General features: G+C 31.3%; 13 protein-coding genes, 1 tRNA gene and 1 other RNA gene. 9 read left to right on the forward strand and 6 right to left on the reverse strand.

Going from position 1 to position 13,123, the window contains the following annotated elements; all coding sequences use genetic code 11:
* Positions 1–10 precede the first annotated feature (10 nt).
* From bsdtw1_RS22245 to ffs, 4 genes are all read left to right on the forward strand, one after another.
* Positions 11–484: a hypothetical protein gene (locus bsdtw1_RS22245; RefSeq protein ID WP_183279648.1), complete on the forward strand. Its 474-nt coding sequence runs from the start codon at positions 11–13 to the stop codon at positions 482–484.
* Between the two features lie 88 nt (positions 485–572).
* The gene (lgt, locus tag bsdtw1_RS22250) at positions 573–1,352 is read left to right on the forward strand and encodes a prolipoprotein diacylglyceryl transferase (protein WP_183279649.1); all 780 of its coding nucleotides are present in this window, start codon (positions 573–575) and stop codon (positions 1,350–1,352) included.
* A 149-nt stretch (positions 1,353–1,501) separates the two neighbouring features.
* A tRNA-Ser gene (locus tag bsdtw1_RS22255) sits at positions 1,502–1,591 on the forward strand.
* Positions 1,592–1,594: 3 nt separating this feature from the next.
* Positions 1,595–1,858, forward strand: an RNA gene (gene ffs, locus bsdtw1_RS22260) — signal recognition particle sRNA large type.
* A gap of 308 nt (positions 1,859–2,166) precedes the next feature.
* Here the strand turns inward: ffs and bsdtw1_RS22265 are convergent.
* The 4 genes from bsdtw1_RS22265 to bsdtw1_RS22280 are packed head-to-tail and all read right to left on the reverse strand — an operon-like array spanning position 2,167 to position 5,455.
* Positions 2,167–3,297 carry an ABC transporter permease gene (locus bsdtw1_RS22265; protein WP_183279650.1) on the reverse strand — a complete coding sequence of 377 codons (1,131 nt, stop codon included), beginning with the start codon at positions 3,295–3,297 and terminating at the stop codon, positions 2,167–2,169.
* A 2-nt stretch (positions 3,298–3,299) separates the two neighbouring features.
* The gene (locus bsdtw1_RS22270; protein WP_183279651.1) at positions 3,300–4,085 is read right to left on the reverse strand and encodes an ABC transporter ATP-binding protein; all 786 of its coding nucleotides are present in this window, start codon (positions 4,083–4,085) and stop codon (positions 3,300–3,302) included.
* Between the two features lie 11 nt (positions 4,086–4,096).
* A complete protein-coding gene (locus bsdtw1_RS22275; RefSeq protein ID WP_183279652.1) occupies positions 4,097–4,837 on the reverse strand; it encodes an HlyD family secretion protein in 741 nt (246 codons plus the stop codon).
* Between the two features lie 12 nt (positions 4,838–4,849).
* The gene (locus bsdtw1_RS22280) at positions 4,850–5,455 is read right to left on the reverse strand and encodes a TetR/AcrR family transcriptional regulator (RefSeq protein ID WP_183279653.1); all 606 of its coding nucleotides are present in this window, start codon (positions 5,453–5,455) and stop codon (positions 4,850–4,852) included.
* A gap of 340 nt (positions 5,456–5,795) precedes the next feature.
* Here bsdtw1_RS22280 and bsdtw1_RS22285 point away from each other — a divergent pair, with 340 nt between their 5' ends.
* From bsdtw1_RS22285 to bsdtw1_RS22295, 3 genes are all read left to right on the forward strand, one after another.
* Complete coding sequence (locus tag bsdtw1_RS22285) at positions 5,796–6,419, forward strand: DedA family protein (RefSeq protein WP_183279654.1); 624 nt, start codon at positions 5,796–5,798, stop codon at positions 6,417–6,419.
* Positions 6,420–6,459: 40 nt separating this feature from the next.
* Positions 6,460–7,743 carry a helix-turn-helix domain-containing protein gene (locus tag bsdtw1_RS22290; RefSeq protein ID WP_183279655.1) on the forward strand — a complete coding sequence of 428 codons (1,284 nt, stop codon included), beginning with the start codon at positions 6,460–6,462 and terminating at the stop codon, positions 7,741–7,743.
* Positions 7,744–7,927: 184 nt separating this feature from the next.
* On the forward strand, positions 7,928–8,578 hold the full coding sequence (locus bsdtw1_RS22295; protein WP_371874765.1) for a superoxide dismutase: 651 nt from the start codon (positions 7,928–7,930) through the stop codon (positions 8,576–8,578).
* A 92-nt stretch (positions 8,579–8,670) separates the two neighbouring features.
* Here the strand turns inward: bsdtw1_RS22295 and bsdtw1_RS22300 are convergent, their stop codons facing one another.
* Together bsdtw1_RS22300 and bsdtw1_RS22305 are read right to left on the reverse strand one after the other, a co-directional pair.
* Complete coding sequence (locus bsdtw1_RS22300; RefSeq protein WP_183279656.1) at positions 8,671–9,168, reverse strand: dihydrofolate reductase; 498 nt, start codon at positions 9,166–9,168, stop codon at positions 8,671–8,673.
* Positions 9,168–9,959: a thymidylate synthase gene (locus bsdtw1_RS22305; RefSeq protein WP_183279657.1), complete on the reverse strand. Its 792-nt coding sequence runs from the start codon at positions 9,957–9,959 to the stop codon at positions 9,168–9,170. The genes bsdtw1_RS22300 and bsdtw1_RS22305 overlap by 1 nt, the downstream gene beginning before the upstream one ends.
* Positions 9,960–10,360: 401 nt before the next feature.
* Here bsdtw1_RS22305 and bsdtw1_RS22310 point away from each other — a divergent pair, with 401 nt between their 5' ends.
* Positions 10,361–11,272, forward strand: a complete 912-nt coding sequence (locus bsdtw1_RS22310) for a helix-turn-helix transcriptional regulator (protein WP_183279658.1) — start codon at positions 10,361–10,363, stop codon at positions 11,270–11,272.
* A gap of 151 nt (positions 11,273–11,423) precedes the next feature.
* Complete coding sequence (gene dnaX / locus bsdtw1_RS22315; protein WP_183279659.1) at positions 11,424–13,067, forward strand: DNA polymerase III subunit gamma/tau; 1,644 nt, start codon at positions 11,424–11,426, stop codon at positions 13,065–13,067.
* Positions 13,068–13,123: the final 56 nt, after the last annotated feature.

The following is a 13,123-nucleotide window of genomic DNA, read 5'->3' on the forward strand; positions in this document are numbered from 1 at the left end:
TGAGGTTAAGATGAGAAAAATAAAGTTTGTATGGATAGTTTTTTGTCTATTTATTATATGTTTAATATCTATAAGTCTTTATCCTGCGATACCTAGACCAGATGAAATAGTAGTTCATAAAATGCAAAAATCAATAACCATATCTAAGCAGGACAAGCGGTATAACGAGATATTAACATTAACAAATAAGAGATTTACGATCAGAAATGCTCAATCTGATATAAGTAATAGTGAAAAAGAAAGTTTTATAAAAAATAGCTCAGAGTCTTTAGAGTTTATATATAACCGACCACAATCATACAGATCCAAGAAAGGTTTTATATATTCTATAACTTATGATAGATTGTTTTTTCCTATTGAGTCTTCAGATAAAATCGAATCAACATATGTATTTTTTGGTTCATCAAATGGATATTACAATATTACAGTTAAGGATTTATTAAAAGCAGATAAGCTTGTAGACACCCTAAAAGATATAAATTAGTTCTCAAAATAATAGTTAACAGTTTTATTGTTTTTATGATAAAATTAATATAAACTTTGGCTATGTATTTTAAAGAGGAGGGGTTATAATGAATCCAGTTGCATTTAATATATTTGGACTTGATATCAGATGGTATGGTCTTTTAATTTCATTTGGAGTTCTTGCGGCTTTAACATTAGCTTATTTCACCTGCAGACTAAAAGGAACAGACTTCGATAAACTTATGGATATTTTTATCATAGCATTCCCGATGGCTATTATAGGAGCAAGATTATACTATGTAGTATTTGAATTTGATTACTATAAAAATAATTTAAATCAGATAATAAATATTAGGCAAGGTGGTCTTGCGATTCACGGAGGGGTAATTTTTGCTCTAGTTACTGCATTTATATATACCAAGGTAAAGAAGCTTGATTTTTTTGAATTTGCAGATATTGCTGCACCTTCAATAATATTAGCTCAAGCCATAGGAAGATGGGGTAATTTCTTTAATAGTGAAGCACACGGGGGACCGGTTACTAAGGAATTTATAAGTAAGTTTCCTGCATTTATACAAAAAGGTATGCTTATAGACGGGACCTATTATCATCCAACCTTTTTATATGAATCTTTATGGAATGTATTGGTTTGCTTGATTTTATTATTTATACTTTACAAGAGAAATAACAACCATAAAGGCATAGTACTTGGTAGCTATATGATTTTATACTCTATAGGAAGATTTTTTATAGAAGGATTAAGAACAGATAGTCTTTATATGGCTTATGGTTTAAGAACTGCTCAAGTAGTCAGTGGTTTAGGTGTGGTTTTCGGTATAATCATGATAACTGCAATAGTGAGAAGAAAAAAGGGAATATTTTATTAGAATATAATGGGGCATTATCTACATGCCTCATTTTTAAGCAACCTATACTAATAGAGGATAAAATTTGTCTGTTGACGAATTTTATATAAACAGATATAATAAAAATCGTGACAACTAAATAATATATATTCAGATTACATCAATAGTATGGAGAGATGTCCGAGTGGTTGAAGGAGCACGCCTGGAAAGCGTGTGTAGGGGAAACTCTACCGGGGGTTCGAATCCCCCTCTGTCCGCCATAGTCGTGCTAGACGGGGAGTTAGCGGTGCCCTGTACCTGCAATCCGCTACAGCAGGGTTTAATTCCTCATCGAGGCCTTAATCTGTGAGGCCTGCCCCATGTAAGTGGTGTTGATGGCTGGGTCCCACGCAACGGCAGCCCGTGAACCTCGTCAGGTCCGGAAGGAAGCAGCGATAAGCGGTTCCTGTCGTGTGCCGTGGAGCAGCCTGGCCTGAGCTAACTGCATGGGTAACGCTCATAGATTATTGTCGACATGAGGTGCACGACTTTTAATCTGAATGTAAAAGCCTTTCAGCATTTATATGCTGAAAGGCTTTTTTTACTTTAAAGAAAGATATAAAACTTCTATTCGGATTAAACCTATATATTTCAACGCTTTCAGAAGTTTTTATGGCGATACAGTAAAAAAATAAAACTTATTCGCCTGCCAAATTTTCCTCATATACATTCGGAAAGGCAGATGCGTTAAAAAAGCTCACTGAAGAAAGTCGCTTCAGTAAGCTTTTTTATTCTTTAGAAATTTATACATCAATTACATCTGCGTGTAATTATGCGAACAGACTTAAGAAATAATCTAATCTAGTTTTTTTCTAAATCGTACTATACTAAGTGTTAAAAGAACTAAACCAAGTATAAATAATAAGGTTACATCTTGGACTAAATAGTTTATGGTCAAACCTTTCAGTACAATACCTCTTATTATATTTAGGAAATAAGTTAATGGAATAACATTGCCTATATACTGTATTACCTTAGGCATAGCCTCTCTTGGAAATACAAACCCAGATAGTAGGACGCTTGGAAGAAGCGCAAGGAAAGCCATTTGCATAGCTTGAAGTTGGGTCTTGGCTATAGTGGATATCAATATTCCTATTGCTAGAGCACAGATAACAAAGCCGAAACCTAAGAATATTAATAGTGGAATGCTTCCTGCAACAGGTACGTTAAACCAGTATATACCTAGGATTAAAGCATATATAAAGTCTGCAAATCCAATAACTATATAGGGAACAAGTTTTCCTAAGATTATTTCAGGAGACTTCAAAGGAGAAACTATAAGTTGCTCTATGGTACCTCTTTCTTTTTCTCTAACTAAAGCAAAAGCAGTTAGAATTATAGTTATATTCTGCATTATAAGTCCTATAAGTCCAGGGATGGTATAGTTTTGGTTTCTCAAGGTTGGATTAAAAAGGACTTTAGTACTAATATCTATGCCAGAAATATTGTTAGTAACAAGTGTTTTAGAGGTTACCTTTTCTATCAACTTAGAACTTTGACTTTGAGCTGCCATTACACCACTGCTAAAAGCTGTTCTTGCTGTGGTTGGATCAGATCCATCTACAATAAATTGAACAGTAGGCTTCTCGTGCTTAGCAATTTTATCTGCGTAATCCGGAGGTATTATTAGAGCTGAATGTGCGGTACCATTATTAATAGAATCATCGATAATATCTATATTTTGAGCCTTTCCTATCACTTTAAAGTAAGAAGTGTTCTCGAAGCTTTTTATTAGTTCTCTGCTTTCTGCAGTATTACTTTGGTCGAGTACAAGCATAGAGATATCCTCTAGTTGAGTAACTACAGCATAGCCGAATAATAATATCATCATAAGAGGCATCATTATTGCTATAGCAAAGCTTGCTTTATCTCTTTTTATTTGTATGAACTCCTTTTTTACTATTGATAAAAATCTCTGCATATTCATAGCTAAGACCTCTCTTCACCGATTAAAAATTTTAAATCTTCGAAAGATGATTGAACTTTTTGATTAGTTGATTTCTCTACGTATTTGATAAAAACATCTTCTAGGTTAGAGGCGTTTTCTTGTTTTATAAGTTCTTCAGGAGTACCTAAAGCTATGAGTTTACTATTGAATATAAATGCTATATTATCACAGCTTTGAGCTTCATCCATGTAGTGAGTAGTAACTAGTATTGTTATACCCTGCTTAGCTAGTGTAAATATCATTTGCCAGAATATTCGTCTAGATACTGGATCAACTCCAGCAGTAGGTTCATCTAAGATTAGTATTTTAGGTTTATGAATTAAAGCACATCCTAAAGCAAGCCTTTGTTTCCAACCACCTGATAAGTTTCTAGTTAGTACATTTTCTCTTCCAGTCAAACCAGCCATAGAAATTATACCTTTTTTTCGCTCATTTCTCTGTTTACTTGTAAGCCCGTAGATACCTGCGTAAAAATCTAGATTTTCATTAACTGTTAGATCTTCATATAAACTGAATTTTTGAGACATATATCCTATATTTTGTTTTACTTTTGCAACATTTTTGGCAACATCATAATTTAGTATTCGAGCAGATCCATCAGTAGGAGTCAGTACTCCGCAAAGCATTCTTATTGTAGTGGATTTGCCAGAACCATTTGGTCCTAAAAATCCAAATATCTTTCCTTCTGGTACATTAAAGCTTATATTATCAACGGCAATATAGTTTCCAAATTTTTTAGTTAGACCATTAACTTCAATAGCATTCATATATATCACCTCTATTCTAGAATAACATCTGCCATAAGTCCTGGAGTAGCTGTACTGCTATCATCAAGTTTTAGTTTTACTTCGAATAATGTTTTTTCTTTATCATCTTTAGTCTCAACATTTTTTGGAGTGAATTCAGATTGATCTGATATATAAGTTATCTTACCTTTTTCTGTTTTATCATTAAATTTTATAGTTAAGGAGCTATTTAACTTTACCTTACTTCTCTTAGATTCTTCTATATATATTTTTATATATTTATTTTTTAAATCAGTGACTTTTGCTACATTCATGCCAGGAGTAACCAAGTCACCCTTATGAACTAATATTTCAGTTACATTGCCATCAATAGAAGATGTTATAGATGTTTTTTCAATTTGCAGTTTTGCTAAATCAACGGATGCTTGAGCTTGATCTATTGCACCTTGTGCTTCTTCTTTGATAGAAGTTTTTGCGGTGTCAGGTATATCTGATTGTTTGGCTTTAGCAATCCTTAGTGCTGCTTCAGCTTGCTGTTTTTGGAGTTCATAAGATTTTGAATCTACTTGAATGACTTTATCACCAGACTTTACTGGAGAGCCATCTGATATGTTGATTTCATTTACCTTTCCGGTTACTTCTGAAGATATATTAAAGTTTTCTGATTCTACAGTACCTGTATAAATATTGTTGTTGGAAGTTTTATTTGTGCTACAACCTGCTAGACTTAATGTTGTTAATAATAAGATAAAAGAAAAAATTTTTTTAATCATTTTACAATCCTCCTATTTTTTGTTTAAGCCGTTTAAGAACAAATCTATAATGAGATCAATTTGTTCATCATCATTCATATTTACAAGGCTAGGAATTAGTTGTCTTTGAATAATGTAAATACTAAGAGTGCCTACTAATGCTCTCGCTGCTATTGTAGGATTAATATCTCTAAATACGCCTCTAGCTATACCGGATTTTATAAAGTCTTCTAATAGCAGTTTTCCTTTTGAAGCCATATCCACTAGAAATGAATTTCTTAAATCTTCATGAAACTGCAATTCTGTGATGACTACTTTAATTAAGTCCCAATGCTTATCTATTATATCTAATCTATCCTTAGCAATGGCTTTTAATGTGATTTTTGGATCCATTCCTTCATGATCTTTAAGAATCTTATTGATTCTCGAGGTTATAAACATTTCGCTAAAAACCTCAATAAGTTTTACCATAGCACCGGTTAATAATTCTTTTTTTGTTTTAAAGTATCTAAATATAGTGCCTTCAGCGACTCCTGCGCTTTTAGCTATTTCACTAGTTGTAGCTGCACTAAAACCTTTTTCAGAAAAAATCTTTATTGCAGCTTCTAAAATTATTTGTTCCTTATTTTCTTTAACCATTATACCCTCCTTTAAAAATGAGTGATTACTCACTTTTATATTATGCCTTTTTATCAATTTTGTAAACAACAATTAAAGAGTTCTTTAGAGAATAATTAAGTTAGATTTATTTGAAAAGCTAAGGATTTAAGAATTTTATGTCATACATAGGTCAATAATTGTATATAGGAATATTTAATAAGGCTGTACCACTTCGATCCAAAATAATAAGTTTTAGTACGAAGTGGTACATCAATAATAAATTTTACACATAATCATCCCATATTCTTTGATTAAAGCTAAAGTTTGTGGCATAATATTTCTAGAATATTTGTTAAATTTAAGTATAAGGAGATAATAGATGATAGAATTCATAGTAAGTTGGGCTATATATGTTTTGGGTAAACTTGGGTACTTTGGTGTTTTTTCATTAATGGCGTTAGAAAGTGCATGTATTCCTATACCAAGTGAAGCTATATTGCCTTTTGGAGGATACCTAGCTTCAAGTGCCTATACTGGCAATAAGCTAAACCTTATCTTAGTTATAATAATTGGAACTTTAGGTGGAACTTTTGGATCAGTATGTATTTATTATATTGGAGCTAAAGGGGGAAGACCTTTAGTTGAAAAATATGCAGAGAAGTTAAGGTTATCAAAATCTCATTTAGAAATGAGCGATAATTATTTTAATAAATATGGGGAAAAGATAGCATTTTTTTCGAGACTTTTGCCTATAATAAGAACTTTTATATCTCTACCAGCAGGAATAAGTAAAATGAATTTTAAGAAGTTTGTATTTTATACTTTTGTTGGATCTTTAATATGGAGCATAATTTTAGGCTATGCGGGATATATGATGGGTGAAAATTGGACTAAGATTCGTTCATGGTTACATATTGCAGATTATATAGTTGTAGTTGCAGTTGTAGTTTTAATTGGATATTGGATTGTAAATAGAAGAAGAAAAGCTGTTACAGAAGAATAGTAAATATAATTATTTATTTAAGATATACGAGGTGATTAATTTGAATTTCTACGATCCTGGTGCAAAGATAAGGCTTATGAGAAAGAGATTTCATATGAATCAATCAGAATTAGAAGATAGTAATATGACTAGAGCATTCATAAGTATGATGGAAAGCGGTAAAAGAAGAGTAAGTAAGTCAAGTTCAAAGATATTAGCTGAAAAGTTTAATGACAAGGGAAGAGAAGTAGGTTTAGAGCTAAAATTAGATGATGACTATTTTTCTAGGGAGCCCCATGAAGATGCAAGGGTCTATTGTAGTAACGAATTAATGAAAGATAATAATAGACATGGTCAATTTGAAGAATTATTGTTCATATCCACTGAATTTAATTTAGACGATATAACGGCAGAAATCTATAAAAAGGATGCAGATAAGTATTTAGAAGAGGTTGATTATTCAAAGGCATTTATAAATTATTCAAATTCATTAGGAAAACTTAAAGAGTTAAAATTAAAAGAGTTACAAACATATGTATATAAGCAAATGGGTGTTTGTAAACTAAAAAGAAATGAATATGATGATGCTATATTTTATTTTAATCAAGCTATGTATTATGCCAAAGATCTAGGTGATGAAGCCTGCTTTGTTGACGCTAGCTACAACCTTGCTCTCACATATTTCGATATGCAGAAATATAATGAGAGTATAGAAATTTTGGACAAGTATATTGTGTTTAATGACAATATTGAACGTGGTTTGAAGATAGATTCAAGAGTTTTGAAAGCAAATTCATTCTATAAACTAGGTAAAAGAAAAGAAGCTGTAGATGATTACTTTTTAATAATACAAGAACTTTCAGAAGGAGAGCAATACTTGCTAGCTATGCTGTATAGTAATCTAGGTGAGTATTATTACGAGAGTGGTGAATTACAAGAGAGTATAAAATATATAAATTTAGCTCAAAAAATAAAAAATAGGACAGATAAGAAAACTCTTCCTTATGTATTAAATATAAAAGGTAAGGTGTTTTTCAAGCAAGGACTTGTAGATGAAAGTATGATGATAATGGAATTAGCTATGAATATGGCTGAAGAATATAGTAATTATTCCATTCTTTTTGAGACATATAAGGATTTGATTAATATATATGAATCTATAGAAGATATAGAAAAGATAAAGGATACTTCTTTGAACTTCTTAAGCATACTAGATAAAAATAGCATAGATGATGGTAGAAAGTATGCATTAACGAAGTTAGTTGAGGTTGAGCTAAGAAGAAGTAATACTGAAGAAGCTATAAAGCTTTTGGCTCAGCTAGGTAATGCTATTGAAAACAATTAAACTGCCATAATATAAAATAAAGGTTGATTACTTGCCGAATTTTCCTAACATATGTTCGGGAAAGCAGGTGCGTAGAAAATATAATATATTTGAATAATAAAACACCTCTTGTAAGAGAATACTACTCTCATAAACAGGAGGTGTTTTTGTGAAAAAAATTATATCTATAACTTTACTAATTGTAATGATTTTTTCTATTAGCGTTAGTGCATTTGAGCAAAACATGAAAAAGTTTGAAGTACCACCACTAAAATATGATTATAAGGCACTTGAACCATATATAGATGAGCAGACTATGAGATTACATCATGATAAACATCATCAGGCTTATGTAGATAATCTTAATAAGGCACTAGATAAGTATCCAGAGTTATATGGCAAGTCTTTAGAGGAATTATTGTCTTCTATTGATACCTTACCAAGTGATATTAGAGCTAGTGTAAAAAATAATGGTGGAGGTCATTATAATCATACGTTTTTTTGGGATATAATGGCTCCTAATAAAGGTGGTAATCCAAAAGGAAATGTAATGAAAGCAATAGACAGAGATTTTGGTTCCTTTATTAACTTTAAGAAGGAATTTAAGCAAGCTGCCCTGGATAGGTTTGGTTCAGGATGGGCATGGTTATTGAAGGACAATAATGGAAAGTTGTCTATAGTTTCTACTCCAAATCAAGATACGCCAATACCTTTAGGGCTTAAGCCAATTATAGCTTTAGACGTATGGGAACATGCTTATTACTTAAAATATCAAAATAAAAGAGCAGATTATATAGATGCTTGGTGGAATGTAGTTAACTGGGATAAAGCTGAACAATTATATAATCAAAGTTGAAAATTAAATTATCTATTGGTGAAAACAAACATAGCTGTATCAATATAAATAATCTTATATCGATACAGCTATGTTTTTACTAGTAGAATAGCCTAGCGTATCTTTCTTATTAAAGAAATAAATTCGTAAGGTATTGTATTTCTTTCATCCTCAACACCGATTTCTTGTTCTATAATGTCCCAGTCAGAATAATCTATTTTTGGAAAAGTGGTATCTCCATCGAAGTGTTTTTTTACTCTTGTTATATAGAGTTTACTTGTGTAAGGAAGAAGTTGCGAATATATTTCTCCTCCACCAATTATGAAAACCTCATCCTCAATGTTAGAGAATCTAGTAATAATTTCATCAAGTGAATTAACCACTTCTACATTTTCGTCTTCAATAAAGAAGTTTTTATCTTTTGTTATAATAACATGATATCTATTTGGGAGAACACCTGGAAGCGATTGGAAAGTCTTTCGTCCTAAAATAACTGTATGTCCAGAGGTTATTTTTTTAAATCTTTTAAGATCTGCGGGAAGATGCCAGATTAGGTCGTTGTTATTTCCTATTACTCCATTTTCTGATATAGCTGCTATTATAGAAAGCATTAAATTGCCACCTCCATGTTTATTTTTGAATGATGTTTATAATCTATTAATTTAATGTCATCTGCTGTGAAATCATAAAAGTTATTAATTTCAGGATTTATCCAAAGTTTAGGTGCATCATAAGAACAATCTTTTCTCAAAAGCTGTTCTTTTAATCCATTAACGTGATTTTCATATATGTGAGCGTTATTTATAACATGTGTGAATAAACCAGGTTTTAGATTTGTAACTTGAGCTATAAGGTGTACCAATACAGCATATTGACTGGAGTTAAAAGGAACTCCAAGTCCCATATCTCCACTCCTTTGTACTAGCATGCAGTTAAGTCTCCCATCAGTAACATCCCACATGGTTAAGAAACAGCATGGATGAAGCGGTCCACCATTTAAATATGGAATTTGCCATAAATTTATCATCATTCTCCTATCTTGAGGATTGGTTTTTAAGGTTTCGATAAGATTATCTATCTGATCAAATTTTTTTACAATCCAACCATATGAAGTACCGATAGTTCCGTCATCCATCATCCATTCATCCCATATATGAACATTTTCTTCTTGAAGCTTTCTTACATCATTAGATCCATCTTTGAATATCCACAATAATTCTTTAACTGCAGTTTTAAAAGCTACAAATTTTGTTGTTAGGATAGGAAATTCTTTTTGTAAATCAAATTGCATTATTTGGTGAGGAAGTTTATATGTTCTTACACCAGTTCTATTAGTATCAAAATAACCATTTTCCAAAATATCTTCTACAATAGAAAGATATTTTTTATCATAAATGCTCATATTCTCCTCCTGTGATTTAGTGATAAGTAATATTAAAATATAAGTTTTATAGTTATGCTTATAGGATATTTAAGATTATAAATACAAGTTTCTTATATATGGATGTATCACTTCGTATTTGAATATATTAAAATAAAAATTCATAGAATCATCGAAGTTTTTATTTTGAGTCTACGATTAAAGTGTTTCATCTTCATACATATTTTACTCTTTTAGTACACACTTTAAAAATCGTAAATTATGCTATAATATGGAACTATCACAAAATGTATAGGTTTTTAATTTAAGCTTTTACCGTATACATACTTATTACTAAATATATAAACTTAAGGATATGTTTAATGGTGCCAAGGTTTAAAGTAATAAAAATATAGTAGCTAATTAATAAAGGAGATAAAGATTTGAAGATTGATAGATTAATTACAATAATTATGATGCTTATAAATAAAAAAAGAGTTACGGCTAAAGAATTAGCAGAGTTTTTTGAGGTATCAGTAAGGACTGTTCAAAGAGATATAGATGCAATAAATATTGCAGGTATACCAATAGTTTCATATAAAGGGTATGAGGGTGGATATGAAATACTAGAAGGCTACAAGATAGATAATAATTTTGTGACGGAAAAAGAATATGACTTGCTACTGAAGTTGCTTAAGGGGTTAGAAAATGTCTATGATGATCCTGTGGTGAAAGGCATGGCTGAAAAATTAAAAGCAGTTAAGGCTAATGACAACGTTAATATAGATAAGAATCTTATAATGGATTTTTCTCATTGGGGAAACTCAAAAAGAATCAAAAGAAAAGTATCACTAATAAGAGATGCGATAGATATAAAGTGTACCATAAAGTTTTACTATGTAGATCTAAATGGTAAAGGAACAGAAAGAGAGATTGAACCCCATACCCTAATACTAAAGGTTAATACTTGGTATGTTTATGGATTTTGTAAATTGAGAGGAGATTTTAGGTTATTTAAGCTTACAAGAATAGATAAGTTAGAAAGAACTGAAAATGTCTTTATACCTAAGGATATTGAAAATCATAGTCTGCTTACTGAAAAGGGAAGTAATTATATTCACTTGAAACTAAAATTTCATCCTTCATGTATGAATAGATTGGATGATTATTTTGAGATGGAAGAAATGAGTTTTCAAGAAGATGGAGATATACTGGTTGAGGTTAGTTATCCAGAAGATGAGTGGGTTTATAGCATGCTATTAAGCTTTGGGGATAAGGTTGAAATACTAGAGCCAAGTCATGTTAAGGATATAATTCTAGAAAGAGTGAAAAATATTTTAGATAAATATAAGTAATATGAAAAGCGCATGTGTTATTAATAGCGAAAAGACTTTTAAAGTTCAATTTATATATTCCTAAATAGGAAATAAACAATGGTTGGTTTAATCTCTATCATTGATGTATAATATTAAGTAGGATTTAGGAATGATAGTGAGGTGGTTAACCTTGGCATATACAGCTTTATATAGAGAATGGAGACCTAAGAAATTTGAAGATGTTGTAGGTCAGGAACATATAACAACAACTTTAAGAAATCAAATAATAAATAATAGAATAGCACATGCATATCTATTTTGTGGAACTAGGGGTACTGGTAAGACCTCAAGTGCAAAGGTGTTTGCTAAGGCTTTAAATTGCTTGGATTTACATGATGGAGAACCTTGTAATCAATGTGAGATGTGTAATAAGATCAATAATGGTCTTGCTATAGATATAACAGAGTTAGATGCAGCGTCCAATAATGGTGTAGATAAGATCAGAGATATAATAGATGATGTTCAGTATCCTCCACAGGAAGCTAGATTCAAAGTTTATATAATGGATGAGGTTCATATGCTTTCTCAAGGTGCAGTAAATGCATTTCTTAAGACTCTTGAAGAGCCCCCTAAAAATGTTATATTTATTTTGGCTACTACTGATCCTCAGAAGCTACCTATAACTATTTTATCAAGATGTCAGAGATTTGACTTTAAAAGAATAGGTAAGGATGATATAGCAGGGCATTTAAGACGAATAGTGAAAGAACAAGGTGTTTATGCTGATGATAAGAGTTTAGATTTAATATCAAGAGTTTCAGATGGAGCACTTAGAGATTCACTTAGTATATTAGACCAGGCAATTTCAATGGGAAACGGTAAGATTGCATATGAAGGGCTTGTATCAATGCTAGGACTTGTAACTAATGAGTACTTATTCAATATAACTGATGCTGTAGTTGAGAGAAATATTGAAAAAACTATGAATATAATAGAGGAAATAGTCTTCTCTGGTAAGGATGTACACTTATTTATAAAAGATCTAATATCTCATTATAGAAATCTGCTTATGGTAAAAGTCACAAACACCCCAGAAGAAGTATTGGATATGTCTGTGGAGAATATTAGTTTTCTTAAGCAGCAGGCTTCAAGGATGAGAGTAGAAGAGGTAATGAGAGCAATAAGAATACTTCAAGAAGCTGAGGAAAGTTCTAAACAAAGTAAGCAGGCGAGAATATATTTGGAGTTAGCTTCAATTAAATTATGTAAAATAGAATATGATACTTCAAAAGAAGTGTTGTTATCAAGAATAAATAAGCTTGAAGAAATAATAAAGAGTGGAAAGATAAAAGTGGCGGCACCTGCTTCCAGCGGTGTAGCAAACAATGAAAAGAGCCAAGGAGTATCCTCAGAGAGAAGTAAATTAAGCCCGTCTAAAGTGCAGCAAGAAGTGCATCATAGTGAAGGTTCTTCTAATCATAATGAACATTCATCAGTTACAATAGATGATGTAAAGCGAGCATGGAAGGATATTATGGAAGGCTTCAAAGCAAGAAGGGCTATGGTAATGTATGCTTCATTACTAACAGGAAAACCAGTTGATGTAAGCAATGGTGTTATAACTATAGAATATGAAGAGCAGTATGCATTTAATAAAGTTAGATTGGAAAAAATGGAAGTAAGAAGTACTGTAGACGATGTGTTTTCTGAGATATTAAAGGATAAAGTGAGAGTTATATATAAGGTTAACAAAGGTGAGGAAGAAACTAAAGACACAGAGGAGATATTAGTTGATATATTAGGAGAAGACATTCTTGAGATATTAGATGAATAATATAATTGATAATATTTGAGTATGCAAAGAAATATAAATAAAAATTAATTTATATA

Source organism: Clostridium fungisolvens, from assembly GCF_014193895.1.
Lineage (GTDB): Bacteria > Bacillota > Clostridia > Clostridiales > Clostridiaceae > Clostridium_AR > Clostridium_AR fungisolvens.